The sequence below is a fragment of the Massilia endophytica genome (assembly GCF_021165955.1).
GTDB classification, from domain to species: Bacteria; Pseudomonadota; Gammaproteobacteria; order Burkholderiales; family Burkholderiaceae_D; genus Rugamonas; species Rugamonas endophytica.
The window spans coordinates 4918446-4932315 of record NZ_CP088952.1; the positions used below are offsets into that span (position 1 = coordinate 4918446).

Here is a 13870-nt window from a genome sequence, read left to right on the forward strand (position 1 = left end):
AAGAAGCGCTGTCTTCATGGCCAAAGCACTACCCGAGATCACCCTGGCGCCCGGCGCCACCCTGGACGACGCCCAGCTCACCTCGACCGAACCGTATGTGATCCGCGGACTGGCCGCCGCCTGGCCGCTGGTGCAGGCCGCGCGCGCCTCGGCCGCGGAGGCAGCCGCCTACCTGCAGCGCTTCGGCGGCGGCGCCCCCGTCACCGCCTGGCTGGGCGGCCCTGAGATCGGCGGCCGCTTCTTCTATAACGAGGACATGAGCGGCTTCAATTACGAAGCGCGCCGCGCGCGCCTGGACCAGGTGCTCGGCGAACTGCTCGCCTGTGCGGACAAGGAGCAGCCGCCCGCCATTTACGTGGGCTCGACCATGATCGACGCCAGCCTGCCCGGCCTGCGCGCGGAGAACGACCTGGATTTCGGCGCGCGCGAACCCCTGGCCAGCATCTGGATCGGCAACCGCACCCGTGTCTGCGCCCACTACGACCTGCCGGACAATATCGCCTGCGTGGCCGCGGGCCGCCGCCGCTTCACCCTGTTCCCGCCCGGGCAGATCGGCAACATGTACATGGGCCCTCTCGACTTCAACCCCGCGGGCCAGGCCGTGTCCATGGTGGACCTGGCGCAGCCGGACCTGCAGCGCTATCCCCGCTTCGCCGACGCGCTGGCCGAGGCCCGCGTGGCCGAGCTGGAGGCGGGCGACGCCATCTTCATTCCCAGCATGTGGCTGCACGACGTGGCCGCGCTCGAACCCTTCAACATCCTGGTCAACTACTGGTGGCGCCAGTCCCCGCCCTGGATGGACACGCCGCAGAACACCCTGATGCACGCGCTCCTCAGCATGCGCGACCTGCCGCCCGCGCAGCGGCAGATCTGGAAACAGCTGTTCGGGCACTACGTTTTCGACAGCGACGGCAGCGAGGCGGCCCATCTGCCGCCTTCGGCGCGCGGCATTCTGGCGCCGCTCGACGCCGACGCCGCGCGCAGCCTGCGCGCCTTCCTTCTCAACCGGCTCAATCGTTAAGGTGATTTATGCAAGCTAGCCGCCCGTCCCAACCCCGCCCCATCCGCCGCCTGATCATCGCCGGCGGCGGCACCGCCGGCTGGATGTCGGCCGCCATGCTCTCCAAATCGCTGGGCAGGCTGATGGAGATCATCCTCGTCGAGTCCGACGAAATCGGCACCGTGGGCGTGGGCGAGGCCACCATTCCCACCATGATCAACTTCCACAAGCTGCTGGAGCTGGACGAAGCGCAGTTCATGGCCGCCACCAACGCCACCTTCAAGCTGGGCATCAGCTTCGAGAACTGGCGCGCCATCGGCGAGCACTACATCCATTCCTTCGGCGAAACGGGCATCGACCACTGGACCGCCGGCTTCCAGCATTTCTGGCACAAGGGGCGGGAACGAGGCTTGGCGGGCGGCTACGGCGATTACTGCCTGGAGCTGCGGGCGGCCCAGAAGGAGCGCTTCGCCCACCTGCCGGACGACGGCCTGAACTACGCCTACCACCTCGACGCGGGCGCCTACGCGCGCTTCCTGCGCCGCTTCAGCGAAGGCTTCGGCGTGCGCCGGGTGGAGGGCAAGATCGGCAGCGTGAATACGGACCCGGAGAGCGGCCACATCGCCTCCCTCACCCTGGCGGACGGCAGCGTGCTCGAAGGCGATTTCTTCATCGACTGCACGGGCTTCCGCTCCCTGCTGCTGGGCGGGGCCCTCGGCGTGCCCTACGAGGACTGGTCGGAGCTGCTGCTGTGCGACAGCGCGCTGGCGGTGCAGACGGAATCGACGGAGCGCATGGTGCCCTACACCCGCTCCATCGCCCACGGGGGCGGCTGGCAGTGGCAGATTCCCCTGCAGACGCGGGTGGGCAACGGCCTGGTCTACAGCAGCCGCTACCTGGACGACGACAGCGCGCGCGAGACCCTGCTCGGCAATCTCGACAGCAAACCCCTGTTCGAGCCGCGCCTGATCCGCTTCAAGCCAGGCCAGCGGGCCCAGACCTGGAAGGCCAACTGCGTGGCCTTCGGCCTGTCGAGCGGCTTCCTGGAACCCATCGAGTCGACCAGCATCCACCTGATCTCGCGCAACCTGATCCGCCTGATGCAGCTCTTCCCCACGGACGGCATCAGCGCCGCCGACATCGAGGAATACAACCGCCAGGTGAGCGAGGAAATGGTCCACATCCGCGACTTCATCATCCTGCACTACCACCTCAACGAGCGGCAGGAGCCCCTCTGGCGCGCCTGCCGCGAGATGGAAGTGCCCGCCACGCTGCGCCACCGGCTCGAGCTCTTCGGCGACACGGGCCGCGTGTTCCGGGAGCAGAAGGAGCTCTTCGCGGAAAACTCCTGGATCCAGGTGATGCTGGGCCAGGGCCTGATCCCGGCCAGCCACCACCGCAGCGCCGACCTCATGCCCGACCACGAACTGAAGGGCTTCCTCGACAGCATCCGCACGCGGGTCGACCAGCTCGTGGCCCAGCTCCCGCCCCACAAGGACTACGTGCGCCGCTACTGCGGCAGCTGAGCCCGTGTCCCCTGCTGGTGCCTGGCACCAGAAGGGGACATTTTTGCTGCGGAGCAGCAGATCGGGAAATATTTCCAAATGTAAATTGCTGACCGGCGGGTTATTAGTGTTGTATTATTGACTTCTTGCTCTCCGTCCTGGCGCCCCCTCCGAGGCGTCGCCAGCAGAGGGGGACGTTTCTGGATTACAATATGACATTAAAAACAAAGAGCGTAGCCCGTGCCGAATCTTGTCGAAATCCGTGACCTGCACTTTTCCTATGGTAAGCGGCCCATCCTGGCCGGCCTCCATATGGATTTCCCCAAGGGGAAGGTGATTGCGGTCATGGGCGGCTCCGGTTCGGGCAAGACCACCGTGCTGCGCCTGATCGGCGGCCAGGTCCGCCCCAGGCAGGGCCATGTCCAGGTGGACGGGCAGATCGTCCACAAGCTGAAGACGGCCGACCTGTATCTGCTGCGCCGCAAGATGGGCATGCTCTTCCAGCACGGCGCCCTGTTCACCGACCTCACCGTGTTCGAGAACGTGGCCTTCCCGCTGCGCGAGCATACCGACCTGCCCGATGAGCTGATCCGCGACCTGGTGCTGATGAAGCTGCACGCCGTCGGCCTGCGCAACGCCGCCAAGCTGAAGCCGGGCGAGATCTCGGGCGGCATGGCGCGCCGCGTGGCCCTGGCCCGCTCCATCGCGCTCGACCCGCAATTGATCATGTACGACGAACCCTTTGCCGGCCTCGACCCCATTTCCATGGGCGTGACCGCCAACCTGATCCGCAACCTGAACGACGCCCTGGGCTCGACCAGCATCCTGGTCTCGCACGACGTGAAGGAGTCCTTCCAGATCGCGGACTATGTGTACTTCCTCTCGCAGGGCAAGATCGTGGCCCATGGCACCCCGGCGGACATGCTGGTCTCCACCGACCCTTACGTGAAGCAGTTCGTGCACGCCGAGGCCGACGGCCCCGTGCCCTTCCACTATCCCGGCAAGTCGCTGGCCGACGACCTGGGCCTGGGAGGGCGCGCCTGATGCTGATCCGACCCATCGAACGCCTGGGCCTGGCGGTCCACACCACCGCCCGCGAGTACGTGGAGGCCGTGGGCCTGGCCACGCGCATGTTCTTCGTGATGCTGGGCCTCTCGCCTGGCCTGCTGCGCCGCCCCCGCCTGCTGATCGAGCAGATGCATTTCATCGGCAACTACTCGATGCTCATCATTACCCTGTCCGGCCTCTTCGTGGGCATGGTGCTGGGCCTGCAGGGCTATTACACCCTGAACAAGTACGGCGCCGAGGAGTCGCTCGGCCTGCTGGTCGCCCTCGGCCTGACCCGCGAGCTGGGCCCTGTGATCACGGCACTGCTGTTCGCCGGCCGCGCGGGCACCTCGCTCACGGCGGAGATCGGCCTCATGAAGGCCGGCGAGCAGCTCTCGGCCATGGAAATGATGGCCGTGAACCCGATCCAGCGCGTGCTGGCGCCCCGCTTCTGGGCGGGCGTGGTGTCGGTGCCGGTGCTGGCCTCCATCTTCAGCGCCGTGGGCGTCTTCGGCGGCTACATCGTCGGCGTGAAGCTGATCGGCGTGGACGAGGGCGCCTTCTGGTCGCAGATGCAGAACGGCGTCGACGTGTGGAAGGACGTGTTCAACGGTTTCGTGAAGAGCGTGGTGTTCGGCGTGGCCATCACCTTCATCTCCCTCTACCAGGGCTATGAGGCGCAGCCGACTCCCGAGGACGTGGCAGGCGCCACCACCCGCACCGTGGTGGTGTCGTCCCTGATGATCTGGTGGCTGGACTTCATGCTCACGGCGCTGATGTTCAGCAAGTAATACCCGAGCCGGGCGCTGCTGCCCCGGCAAAAAACGATAGGATAAGTTTTATGCAACGCAAATCTGTGGATCTCTGGGTGGGTCTCTTCGTGGTGGCCGGTGTCGCGGCGCTGATGTTCCTCGCCCTGAAGGCAGGCAATATGAGCACCCTGTCCTTCGCCAAGACCTATGAAATCACGGCCAAGTTCGACAATATCGGCAGCCTCAAGCCGCAGGCGGCCGTCAAGGCCTCGGGCGTGGTGGTGGGCCGCGTGTCGCGCATCGTCTTCGACGACAAGAGCTACAAGGCCTCCGTGACCCTGGACATGGAAGAAGCCTACAAGTTCCCCAAGGACAGCTCGGCCAAGATCCTGACTTCGGGCCTGCTGGGCGAGCAGTACATCGGCATCGAGGCCGGCGGCGAGGAAACGAACCTGAAGGCGGGCGACCGCATCGCCCGCACCCAGTCCGCGGCCGTGCTGGAAGACCTGATCAACCAATTCATCTATAGCAAGGCTGCTGAAGGAAAGGACTCCAACTGATGAGCCAATCGACCCTGCGCCACAGCCTGCTGGCCCTGGCCGCCGCCGCCGCGCTGAGCGGCTGCGCCACCAGCAGCAATCCGGCCGACCCGCTGGAAGGCTACAACCGCGCCATGTTCAAGTTCAACGACGCGGTGGACCGCGCCGTCCTCAAGCCCGTGGCCACCGGCTACAAGAACGTCACCCCGGACTTCGTGCAGACCGGCGTCGCCAACTTCTTCGGCAACCTGTCCGACGTGTGGACCGCCGCCAACAACCTGATGCAGGGCAAGGGCAAGGAAGGCATGTCGGACGTGATGCGCGTGGCGCTGAACTCCACCTTCGGCCTGCTGGGCGTGCTGGATATCGCCTCCGAGGCGGGCCTGCAGAAGCATAACGAGGACCTGGGCCAGACCATGGGCTACTACGGCGTGACGCCCGGCCCCTACATCGTGCTGCCCCTGTTCGGCCCCTCCACCCTGCGCGACACGGTGGGCCTGCCGGCCGACCTGGCCGCCGATCCCTGGGCCTACAAGGACCCCGTCAATGTGCGCAATATCGGCAGCGGCGTGCGCCTGATCGACAAGCGCGCCCAGCTGCTCGACGCGAGCAGCCTGCTGGAGGACGCGGCCCTGGACCGCTATGAATTCGTGCGCGACGGCTGGCTGCAGCGCCGCCGCAGCCAGGTCTACGACGGCGACCCGCCGCCGGAGCCGCAGAAAAAGGAAAGCGACTGAGCAGGGCGCTGCCCCTGCCGGGGGCCGGGCTATAATGGCCCTGTCCGGCTGCGCAGGGGCGCCAGCCGATTTTAAAGGTTAGACAAGATGAAACTGATCAAGCAATTTATCGCATTCGCCACCATGGCCTTCGTGCTGGCCGCTCCGGGCGCCCAGGCGCAGTCCGCCAACGAGGCGCCGGACGTCCTGGTCAAGCGCATCAGTTCGGAAGTGCTGGAAACGGCCAAGAACGACAAGGAAATTCAGGCTGGCAACACCAAGCGCGTCATGGACCTGGTGGAAACCAAGATCCTGCCCTATGTGGACTTCGAGCGCATGACCCAGCTGGCCGCCGGCCGCTACTGGCGCGAAGCCACGCCGGAGCAGAAGCGCGCCCTGTCGGCCGAGTTCCGCACCCTGCTGATCTTCACCTACTCGGGCGCCCTGTCCCAGGTGAAGAACCAGACCGTGGAGTTCAAGCCCCTGCGGGCCGACCCGGCCGATACGGAAGTGGAAGTGCGCTCCCAGGTGAACCAGCCGCGCGGCGAGCCCATTCCCCTGAACTACCGCGTCGCCAAGACCCCGGCAGGCTGGAAGATCTACGACATCAACGTGCTGGGCGCCTGGCTGGTGGAAACCTACAAGGGCACCTTCAGCAGCGAAATCAGCAAGGGCGGCATCGACGGCCTGATCAAGACCCTGGCCGCCAAGAACAAGCAGCTGGCCAGCAAGCCCCTGAACACCAAACCTGCCGTAAAGTAAGCACCATGTCCGAAGCTGCCGACAACCCCATGCAGTCCCTCAGCGCCATGACCGTGGATAACGCCACGGCGGCGCTGGAACACGGCCTGGCCGCCATCCGCGCGGGCCATACCGTGTTCGACCTGCGCAATGTGGTGTCGGTGGACTCGGCCGCCGTGTCCGTCATGCTGGCCTGGCAGCGCGCCGCCGCCGCCGCCGGCGTGGCGCTCCGCCTGGAGCACCTGCCGCCCTCCCTGCGCAGCCTGACCAAGCTCTATGGCGTATGTTCGCTGGTGTCGCCCGCCCTGGCCGACTCCCCGGCGGACCTGCACCACCATTGACCCCCGCCCCACCCCGCCGCGCAGTACCCGCTTTTGCCCCTGCGGCATAGCAAATCCGAAATTCCAATATAATTGACCGTTGCCGTGCCTGTAGAGCACGGCGCTCGCATCCCCGGCCCGCGGGCCGCCAGCGCAACGGTCGAGCGTTGCTCAGAAAACTAACAGCCAAGCATGACAGCAATCGAAATCAGCAATGTCGAGAAGCGCTACAAGTCGCTCCAGGCACTGGGCGGCGTGTCACTCAGGATCGAGGAGGGCGAGTTCTTCGGCCTGCTCGGACCGAACGGCGCAGGCAAGACCACCCTCATCTCCATCATCGCGGGCCTGATCCGGGCCGACGCGGGCACGGTGAAGATCCACGGCCACGACGTGGTGGGCGACTTCCGCGAAGCGCGCAGGAAGCTGGGCGTGGTGCCCCAGGAACTGGTCTTCGATCCCTTCTTCACGGTGCGCGAAACCCTGCGCCTGCAATCGGGCTACTTCGGCCTGAAGAACAATGACAAGTGGATTGACGAGGTCATGGAAAACCTCGACCTCACGAAGAAGGCGGACACCAATATGCGCGCCCTCTCCGGCGGCATGAAGCGGCGCGTGCTCGTGGCCCAGGCCCTGGTGCACAAGCCGCCCGTCATCGTGCTGGACGAGCCCACCGCCGGCGTGGACGTGGAGCTGCGCCAGACCCTGTGGAAGTTCATTTCGCGCCTGAACCGCGAAGGCCACACCGTGGTGCTCACCACCCACTACCTGGAAGAGGCGCAGGCGATGTGCAAGCGCGTCGCCATGCTCAAGCTGGGCAAGGTGGAAGCGCTGGACACCATGTCGAACCTGATCCGCCGCATCAGCGGCTCCCAGCTCATCGTGCACATGAAGCAGGGCGTGCTGCCGGAGGACCTGCGTCCCCTCATCACGCATCCCGAGGAAGCGCAGACGGGCCACAAGTACAGCCTGCGCATCAACGAATACTCCGAGGTCGAGACCATCCTCGCCCGCCTGCGCGAAAGCGGCGCCGTCATCGACGAGATGCAGCTGCAGCAGGCCGACCTCGAAGACATCTTCATCCAGATTATGGAAGGGAACCCCGTCGCATGATTTCCACCGGTTTCCGCACCCTCGTCTACAAGGAAACGCTGCGCTTCTACAAGGTCGCCACCCAGACCATCGCCGCGCCCATCCTGACCGCCATGCTCTACCTGCTGATCTTCGGCCATGTGCTCGAAGGCCGCGTGCAGGTCTATCCCGGCGTGAGCTACACGGCCTTCCTCATTCCCGGCCTGGTGATGATGAGCGTCCTGCAGAACGCCTTCGCGAATTCCTCGTCCTCGCTGATCCAGTCCAAAATCACGGGCAACCTCGTGTTCGTGCTGCTCACGCCCCTGTCGCACTGGGAGCTGTTCTCCGCCTATGTGATCGCCGCCATGGTGCGCGGCATCGTGGTGGGCCTGGGGGTCTTCGTGGTGACGGCCTGGTTCGCGCACATGAGCTTCCAGTGGCCGCTGTGGATCCTCGTGTTCGCCCTGCTGGGCGCCGCCATCCTGGGCACCATGGGCCTGATCGCGGGCATCTGGGCCGAGAAATTCGACCAGCTGGCCGCCTTCCAGAACTTCCTGATCATGCCGCTGACCTTCCTCTCCGGCGTGTTCTACTCCATCCATTCGCTGCCCGCCTTCTGGCTGGGCGTGTCGCACCTGAATCCGTTCTTCTACATGATCGACGGCTTCCGCTACGGCTTCTTCGGCCAGTCCGACATCAATCCCTGGACCAGCCTTGCCATCGTGACCGCCTTCCTGGTGGTGCTGGCGCTGCTGGCCATCCGTCTTCTGCGCAGCGGCTACCGCCTGCGCCACTGAAAGGAATCACCGTGACCACCACTCCTGAAGCCATCCACGGCTATATCGCCGCAGGACTCGAATGCACCCACCTGGAAGTGGAAGGCGACGGCCAGCACTTCCAGGCCGTGATCGTGTCGCCAGCCTTTGCGGGCAAGCGCCCGATCCAGCGCCACCAGCTGGTGTACGCAGCGCTGGGCGACCGCATGCGCGAGGAGATCCACGCGCTGTCGATGAAGACCCTGACCCCCGAAGAATTCCAAGGATAAGCCGACATGGACAAACTTCTCATCACCGGCGGCAAGCGCCTCATGGGCGACATTCCCATCTCCGGCGCCAAGAACGCGGCGCTGCCCATCCTGTGCGCGGGCCTGCTGACGGCGGGCGAGCTGGAACTGTCCAACGTGCCGAACCTGCACGACGTTGCCACCATGCTCAAGCTGCTGCGCCAGACCGGCCTGGCCGTGGAGCAGAACGGCGACAAGGTCACCATGAACGGCAGCAAAATCGACAAGTTCGAGGCGCCGTACGAGCTGGTGAAGACCATGCGCGCTTCCATCCTGGTACTGGGACCGCTGCTGGCGCGCTTCGGCCAGGCCAAGGTGTCGCTGCCGGGCGGCTGCGCCATCGGCTCGCGTCCCGTTGACCAGCACATCAAGGGCCTGCGCGCCCTGGGCGCGGAGATCTCCATCGACGCGGGCTATATCTACGCCAAGGCGAAGAAGCTGAAGGGCGCCCGCGTGGTGACGGACATGATCACCGTCACCGGCACCGAGAACCTGCTCATGGCAGCGACCTTGGCCGAAGGCGAAACCGTGCTGGAAAATGCGGCGCGCGAACCGGAAGTGACCGACCTGGCCCACCTGCTGGTGGCCATGGGCGCGAAGATCGACGGCATCGGCACCGACCGCCTGGTGATCCAGGGCGTGCCCGCGCTGAACGGCGCCAAGCATGCCGTGATCTCGGACCGCATCGAGGCGGCCACCTTCCTCTGCGCCGTGGCGGCGGCTGGCGGCGACATCACCATCCGCAACACCCGCACGGACATCATGGACGCGGCCCTCGACAAGCTGCGCGAGATGGGCGTGCAGCTCACCGTGGGCGACAACTGGATCCGCGCGAAGATGGACGGCCGTCCGAAGCCGGTGAATTTCCGCACCACCGAATACCCCGGCTTCCCCACCGATATGCAGGCCCAGTTCATGGCCGTGAACATCATTGCCGACGGTTCGAGCCGCGTGACCGAAACCATCTTCGAGAACCGCTTCATGCACGTGCAGGAAATGAACCGCCTGGGCGCGAAGATCGACACGGACGGCAACACGGCCCACATCACCGGCGTGAACCAGCTGATCGGCGCGCCCGTGATGGCGACCGACCTGCGCGCATCGGCCTCGCTGGTCATCGCGGGCCTGGCGGCCAAGGGCGAAACCCTGGTGGACCGCATCTATCACCTGGACCGCGGCTACGACCGCATGGAAGTCAAGCTCTCCGCCGTCGGCGCCAATATCACCCGTATCAAGTAAATCATGTCTTCCAACCAGCTTATCCTTGCCCTGTCGAAGGGCCGCATTTTCGAGGACACCCTGCCGCTGCTGGCGGCAGCCGGCATCACGGTCACCGAGAATCCGGAAACTTCGCGCAAGCTGATCCTGCCCACCAACGATCCGGACGTGCGCGTGCTGATCGTGCGCGCCACCGACGTGCCGACCTATGTGCAGCATGGCGCGGCGGACTTCGGGGTGGCAGGCAAGGACGTGCTGCTGGAACATGGCGGCGAGGGCCTCTACCAGCCCATCGACCTGAATATCGCCCAGTGCCGCATGTCGGTGGCGGTGAAGGCGGGCTTCGACTATGAAAGCGCCGTGCGCCAGGGCGCCCGCCTGCGCGTGGCCACCAAGTTCACGCAGACGGCGCGCGAGCACTTCGCGGCCAAGGGCGTGCACGTTGACCTCATCAAGCTGTACGGCTCCATGGAGCTGGCGCCGCTGGTGGGCCTGTCCGACGCCATCGTCGACCTGGTGAGCACGGGCAGCACCCTGCGCGCCAACAACCTGGTGGAAGTGGAGGAGATCATGGACATCTCCTCGCGCCTGGTCGTCAACCAGGCCGCGCTGAAGCTCAAGCGCGCCCGCCTGCAACCGATCATCGAGGCCTTCGACCGCGCCTCCAAAGCCAAGGCCCAACAATCATGATCCGCAAGCTCGACTCCGCCCAGATCGATTTCCAGGAAAAGCTCGACGCCCTGCTGGCCTTCGAAGCAGAAACCGACTACGCCATCGAAACCGCCGTCGCCGATATCATCAAGCAGGTGCGCGCGCGCGGCGACGAGGCCGTGGTGGAATACACCAACAAGTTCGACCGCATTCCCAATGGCGGCGCGCAGGACATGCACGCCTTCGAAATCGGCCGGCAGGAGCTGGACGCGGCGCTGGCCGCGCTGCCGGAGAAGCAGCGCGCGGCGCTGCGCACGGCCGCCGAACGCATCCGCCTCTTCCACGAGCGCCAGAAGCAGGAGCTGCAGGGCTTCAGCTACACGGAGGCCGACGGCACGGTGCTGGGCCAGCGCATCACGCCCCTGGACCGCGTGGGCATCTACGTCCCGGGCGGCAAGGCGGCCTATCCTTCCTCCGTGCTGATGAATGCAGTGCCCGCGAAAGTGGCCGGCGTGGGCGAGATCGTGATGGTGGTGCCGACGCCGGACGGCGTGAAGAACCAGATGGTGCTGGCCGCCGCCGCCATTGCGGGCGTGGACCGCGTGATCGGCATCGGCGGCGCCCAGGCGGTGGCCGCGCTGGCCTATGGCACGGAGAGCATCAAGGCGGTGGACAAGATCGTCGGTCCAGGCAACGCCTATGTGGCCGCTGCCAAGCGCCGCGTCTTCGGCGCCGTGGGCATCGACATGATCGCCGGGCCTTCCGAAATCCTCGTCCTCTGCGACGGGACCACGGACCCGGACTGGGTGGCCATGGACCTGTTCTCCCAGGCCGAGCATGACGAACTGGCGCAGGCCATCATGCTCTGCCCGGACGCGGACTACATCGCGAAGGTGGAAGCGAGCATCGCCAAGCTGCTGCCGGAAATGCCGCGCGCGGAAGTGATCCGCACCTCGCTGAAGGACCGCGGCGCCCTGGTCAAGGTGAAGGACATGGAGGAAGCCTGCGCCATCGCCAACAGCATCGCCGCCGAACACCTGGAGATCTCCGCCGAGAACCCGCAGCAGTGGGCCGGGCGCATCCGCCACGCGGGCGCCATGTTCCTGGGCCGCTTCTCTTCCGAATCCCTGGGCGACTACTGCTGCGGCCCGAACCACGTGCTGCCGACTTCGCGCACGGCGCGCTTCTCCTCGCCCCTGGGCGTCTACGACTTCCAGAAGCGCTCCTCCGTGATCCACGTGAGCGAGGCGGGCGCGCAGACCCTGGGCAAGGTGGCGGCCGAACTGGCTTATGGGGAGGGCCTGCAGGCACACGCCCGCAGCGCCGAACTGCGCCTGAAGACGGGCGCATGAAGAGCTGGGTCAACCAGGTATTCTGCGAGGACGCGCTGGAAGGGTTAAAGCGCATCCCGGACGGTTCCGTCGACCTGATTTTGACCGACCCGCCGTACAACCTGGGCAAGGACTACGGCAACAGCTCGGACCAGCAGACAGTGGACGACTACCTGCGCTGGACCGAGCAATGGGTGGATGCCGCGCTGCCGAAGCTGAAAGCCAACGGCAGCCTGTACATCTTCCTCACCTGGCGCTTTTCGCCGGAGATCTTCGTGATGCTGAAAAAGCGCATGACGATGATGAACGAGATTATCTGGGACCGCCGCGTGCCTTCCATGGGCGGCAGCACCCGCAGCTTCACCTCGGTGCACGATACGGTAGGCTTCTTCGTGCGCCGCAAGGATTACTACTTCGACCTCGACGCCGTGCGCATTCCCTACGACGCCGAAACGAAGAAAGCCCGTTCGCGCTCCATCTTCGTGGGCGCGAAATGGCTGGAAGTGGGCTACAACCCGAAAGATTTGTGGAGCGTATCCAGGCTTCACCGCGAGCATTCCGAGCGGGTCGATCACCCGACGCAGAAGCCGCTGGAGATTATCGAGCGCATGGTCAAGGCCTCCTGCCCGCCGGACGGCGTGGTGCTGGACCTGTTCATGGGCAGCGGAACGACGGCCGTCGCGGCAAAGCGCTGCGGCCGCAACTTTGTCGGCTTCGAACTGAATGCCGAGTACTGCAGGATCATCGCCGAACGGCTGGCGCGGGAAGACGAACCCGCGCCGCAGAAGAAACCATCGACCCGGAGTAAAACGAAATGTCCCTCGATCGCCTGATCGCCAACACCATCCGTTCCGACGTGCGCGCCATCGGCGTGTATCACGTGCCGGACGCGAGCGGCTACGTGAAGCTCGACGCGATGGAGAATCCCTACGAGCTGCCGCAGGCGCTGCGCCGCGAGCTGGGCGAGCGCCTGGCCGACGTGGCCCTGAACCGCTATCCCGTGGGCTCCTATGCCACGATCAAGCAGCGCATCGTGGCCAAACTGGGCGTCCCGGCGGGCTACGACGTCATGCTGGGCAACGGCTCGGACGAACTGATCGCCATCATGGCCGCCAGCTGCGCCCACCAGGACCGCCGCGCCGTGATGATGGCGCCCATTCCCGCCTTCGTGATGTTCCAGCGCTCGGCCCAGATGGCGGGCATGGATTTCGTGGGCGTGCCCCTGAAGGCCGACCTCTCGCTCGACCTGCCCGCCGTGCTGGCCGCCATCGCGGAGCACAAGCCCGCGCTGGTCTTCCTGGCCTACCCGAACAACCCCACGGGCAACCTGTTCGACGAGGCGGCGATGGTGGAGATCATCCGCGCCCAGGGCGAGAACGGCCTGGTGGTGGTGGACGAAGCCTACGAGCCCTTCGCCCAGAAGAGCTTCATGGCCCGCCTGCCCGAGTTCGAGAACCTGATCGTGATGCGCACCCTGTCCAAGCTGGGCCTGGCGGGCATCCGCCTGGGCTACATGTCCTGCGCCCCGGCGCTGCTGGAAGAGTTCGACAAGGTGCGTCCGCCGTACAATGTGAACGTGATGACCCAGGCCGCCGCCGAATTCGCCCTCGACCACCTCGAGGTGCTGAACGAACAGGCCGGCCTCCTGCGCGACCAGCGCGGGAAGCTGGGCGCCGCCCTGGCCGCGCTGCCGGGCGTGACGGTCTTCCCGTCCGCCGCCAATTTCATCCTGATCCGGGTGCCGGACGCCGATGCTGCTCAGAAGCAACTGCTGTCCCGCAAAGTCCTGATCAAAAATGTGAGTAAAATGCACGATGTGCTGGCCAATTGCCTCCGTATCACGGTCAGCACGCCGGAAGAGAATGCCGCCCTCCTCGACGCCCTCAAGGCTTCGCTGGCGGCCTGATCCAACCAAG

General features: G+C 65.6%; 16 protein-coding genes. All 16 read left to right on the forward strand.

All coding sequences use genetic code 11. The features are described 5' to 3' along the window. Positions 1-16 precede the first annotated feature (16 nt). On the forward strand, positions 17-1021 hold the full coding sequence (locus tag LSQ66_RS22585; RefSeq protein ID WP_231767411.1) for a cupin-like domain-containing protein: 1005 nt from the start codon (positions 17-19) through the stop codon (positions 1019-1021). Between the two features lie 8 nt (positions 1022-1029). Next, positions 1030-2526 (forward strand): tryptophan halogenase family protein, encoded by a 1497-nt coding sequence (locus tag LSQ66_RS22590; RefSeq protein ID WP_231767412.1) that lies wholly within the window; start codon positions 1030-1032, stop codon positions 2524-2526. Between the two features lie 219 nt (positions 2527-2745). Then, positions 2746-3549, forward strand: a complete 804-nt coding sequence (locus LSQ66_RS22595; protein WP_231767413.1) for an ABC transporter ATP-binding protein — start codon at positions 2746-2748, stop codon at positions 3547-3549. Further along, the gene (mlaE, locus tag LSQ66_RS22600) at positions 3549-4343 is read left to right on the forward strand and encodes a lipid asymmetry maintenance ABC transporter permease subunit MlaE (protein ID WP_231767414.1); all 795 of its coding nucleotides are present in this window, start codon (positions 3549-3551) and stop codon (positions 4341-4343) included. The genes LSQ66_RS22595 and mlaE overlap by 1 nt, the downstream gene beginning before the upstream one ends. 50 nt (positions 4344-4393) lie before the next feature. After that, positions 4394-4864 (forward strand): outer membrane lipid asymmetry maintenance protein MlaD, encoded by a 471-nt coding sequence (gene mlaD, locus LSQ66_RS22605; RefSeq protein WP_231767415.1) that lies wholly within the window; start codon positions 4394-4396, stop codon positions 4862-4864. Beyond that, the gene (locus tag LSQ66_RS22610; RefSeq protein WP_231767416.1) at positions 4864-5580 is read left to right on the forward strand and encodes an MlaA family lipoprotein; all 717 of its coding nucleotides are present in this window, start codon (positions 4864-4866) and stop codon (positions 5578-5580) included. Before mlaD ends, LSQ66_RS22610 begins: the two co-directional genes overlap by 1 nt. A gap of 87 nt (positions 5581-5667) precedes the next feature. Further along, positions 5668-6321: an MlaC/ttg2D family ABC transporter substrate-binding protein gene (locus LSQ66_RS22615; protein ID WP_231767417.1), complete on the forward strand. Its 654-nt coding sequence runs from the start codon at positions 5668-5670 to the stop codon at positions 6319-6321. Positions 6322-6326: 5 nt separating this feature from the next. Continuing rightward, positions 6327-6641: an STAS domain-containing protein gene (locus LSQ66_RS22620; RefSeq protein ID WP_231767418.1), complete on the forward strand. Its 315-nt coding sequence runs from the start codon at positions 6327-6329 to the stop codon at positions 6639-6641. A gap of 171 nt (positions 6642-6812) precedes the next feature. Continuing rightward, positions 6813-7730, forward strand: coding sequence for an ABC transporter ATP-binding protein (locus LSQ66_RS22625; protein WP_231767419.1), 918 nt, complete (start codon positions 6813-6815; stop codon positions 7728-7730). Continuing rightward, positions 7727-8488, forward strand: coding sequence for an ABC transporter permease (locus LSQ66_RS22630; RefSeq protein ID WP_231767420.1), 762 nt, complete (start codon positions 7727-7729; stop codon positions 8486-8488). The genes LSQ66_RS22625 and LSQ66_RS22630 overlap by 4 nt, the downstream gene beginning before the upstream one ends. A gap of 11 nt (positions 8489-8499) precedes the next feature. Further along, complete coding sequence (locus tag LSQ66_RS22635; protein WP_231767421.1) at positions 8500-8736, forward strand: BolA family protein; 237 nt, start codon at positions 8500-8502, stop codon at positions 8734-8736. Positions 8737-8742: 6 nt separating this feature from the next. Next, the gene (murA, locus tag LSQ66_RS22640) at positions 8743-9993 is read left to right on the forward strand and encodes a UDP-N-acetylglucosamine 1-carboxyvinyltransferase (protein WP_231767422.1); all 1251 of its coding nucleotides are present in this window, start codon (positions 8743-8745) and stop codon (positions 9991-9993) included. 3 nt (positions 9994-9996) lie between these two features. After that, entirely contained in the window at positions 9997-10662 is a 666-nt protein-coding gene (gene hisG / locus LSQ66_RS22645; protein WP_231767423.1) for an ATP phosphoribosyltransferase, read from the forward strand. Further along, positions 10659-11975, forward strand: coding sequence for a histidinol dehydrogenase (hisD, locus tag LSQ66_RS22650; protein WP_231767424.1), 1317 nt, complete (start codon positions 10659-10661; stop codon positions 11973-11975). Before hisG ends, hisD begins: the two co-directional genes overlap by 4 nt. Next, positions 11972-12787 carry a DNA-methyltransferase gene (locus tag LSQ66_RS22655; RefSeq protein WP_231767425.1) on the forward strand — a complete coding sequence of 272 codons (816 nt, stop codon included), beginning with the start codon at positions 11972-11974 and terminating at the stop codon, positions 12785-12787. The genes hisD and LSQ66_RS22655 overlap by 4 nt, the downstream gene beginning before the upstream one ends. Then, positions 12769-13860 (forward strand): histidinol-phosphate transaminase, encoded by a 1092-nt coding sequence (gene hisC, locus LSQ66_RS22660; RefSeq protein WP_231767426.1) that lies wholly within the window; start codon positions 12769-12771, stop codon positions 13858-13860. The genes LSQ66_RS22655 and hisC overlap by 19 nt, the downstream gene beginning before the upstream one ends. The last annotated feature ends 10 nt before the right edge of the window (positions 13861-13870 follow it).

Excerpts from the sequence above, each read along its gene's own strand:
- LSQ66_RS22585 (WP_231767411.1), top strand. The coding sequence starts at position 17 with ATGGCCAAAGCACTACCCGAGATCACCCTGGCGCCCGGCGCCACCCTG.
- LSQ66_RS22590 (WP_231767412.1), top strand. The coding sequence starts at position 1,030 with ATGCAAGCTAGCCGCCCGTCCCAACCCCGCCCCATCCGCCGCCTGATC.
- mlaE (WP_231767414.1), top strand. The coding sequence starts at position 3,549 with ATGCTGATCCGACCCATCGAACGCCTGGGCCTGGCGGTCCACACCACC.
- mlaD (WP_231767415.1), top strand. The coding sequence starts at position 4,394 with ATGCAACGCAAATCTGTGGATCTCTGGGTGGGTCTCTTCGTGGTGGCC.
- LSQ66_RS22610 (WP_231767416.1), top strand. The coding sequence starts at position 4,864 with ATGAGCCAATCGACCCTGCGCCACAGCCTGCTGGCCCTGGCCGCCGCC.
- LSQ66_RS22615 (WP_231767417.1), top strand. The coding sequence starts at position 5,668 with ATGAAACTGATCAAGCAATTTATCGCATTCGCCACCATGGCCTTCGTG.
- LSQ66_RS22620 (WP_231767418.1), top strand. The coding sequence starts at position 6,327 with ATGTCCGAAGCTGCCGACAACCCCATGCAGTCCCTCAGCGCCATGACC.
- LSQ66_RS22625 (WP_231767419.1), top strand. The coding sequence starts at position 6,813 with ATGACAGCAATCGAAATCAGCAATGTCGAGAAGCGCTACAAGTCGCTC.
- LSQ66_RS22630 (WP_231767420.1), top strand. The coding sequence starts at position 7,727 with ATGATTTCCACCGGTTTCCGCACCCTCGTCTACAAGGAAACGCTGCGC.
- murA (WP_231767422.1), top strand. The coding sequence starts at position 8,743 with ATGGACAAACTTCTCATCACCGGCGGCAAGCGCCTCATGGGCGACATT.
- hisG (WP_231767423.1), top strand. The coding sequence starts at position 9,997 with ATGTCTTCCAACCAGCTTATCCTTGCCCTGTCGAAGGGCCGCATTTTC.
- hisD (WP_231767424.1), top strand. The coding sequence starts at position 10,659 with ATGATCCGCAAGCTCGACTCCGCCCAGATCGATTTCCAGGAAAAGCTC.
- LSQ66_RS22655 (WP_231767425.1), top strand. The coding sequence starts at position 11,972 with ATGAAGAGCTGGGTCAACCAGGTATTCTGCGAGGACGCGCTGGAAGGG.
- hisC (WP_231767426.1), top strand. The coding sequence starts at position 12,769 with ATGTCCCTCGATCGCCTGATCGCCAACACCATCCGTTCCGACGTGCGC.